This window comes from Fluviispira multicolorata (assembly GCF_009208585.1).
GTDB lineage: Bacteria > Bdellovibrionota_B > Oligoflexia > Silvanigrellales > Silvanigrellaceae > Silvanigrella > Silvanigrella multicolorata.
In genome coordinates, this window is record NZ_WFLN01000013.1 from 393 (window position 1) to 1,129 (window position 737).

General features: G+C 30.0%; 1 protein-coding gene. It reads right to left on the minus strand.

Annotated features, from left to right (window positions below):
• On the minus strand, positions 1 to 737 hold a 737-nt coding region (locus GCL57_RS14855; RefSeq protein ID WP_161597789.1), incomplete at both ends, for a hypothetical protein.

The window sequence follows — 737 nt, forward strand, 5'->3', positions numbered from 1 at the left end:
TTCTTCTTCTTTAACATTAATATTTGAAGTTAATTCAACTTTAGAAATAATCGAAGTGGATTCTTGAACTTTATCGGCAATTGGAGCAGATACTTCAATTATAGGGACAATTGGTGTAGATTCTTTAACTTCAGAAATAATCAGAGTGGGTTCTTTAACTATAGAATTTTCAAGTTTGACAATAATAGGGCTAGTGGCTTCAATATTATTATTAGGCAGAGGTTCTATATTAGAGACGTCATTTTTTGTAACAGCGATTTTTTGTTCAAAAGCATTGTTACTTTGAGAAACAGCAATTACTTGTTCATTATTTATTATTGCAGGAATAGTTTCTTCGGCTTTATTAAAACCAGTGATAAATTCTTTAATTTTAGCAATAATAGGATTAGAATTTTCTGCGTTTGAAATAATTGGGATTTGTTCTTCTTCTTTAACATTAATATTTGAAGTTAATTCAACTTTAGAAATAATCGAAGTGGATTCTTGAACTTTATCGGCAATTGGAGCAGATACTTCAATTATAGGGACAATTGGTGTAGATTCTTTAACCTCAGAAATAATCAGAGCGGGTTTTTTAGCGATAGGATTTTCAATTTTAGCAATAATTGGGATAGAGGCTTCAATTTTAATATTAGGCAGAGGTTCTATATTAGAGACTTCATTTTTTGTAACAGCGATTTTTTGTTCAATGACAGGTAAAGGATTAAGAACACTTATTGCGTCATTCTTAACAACAG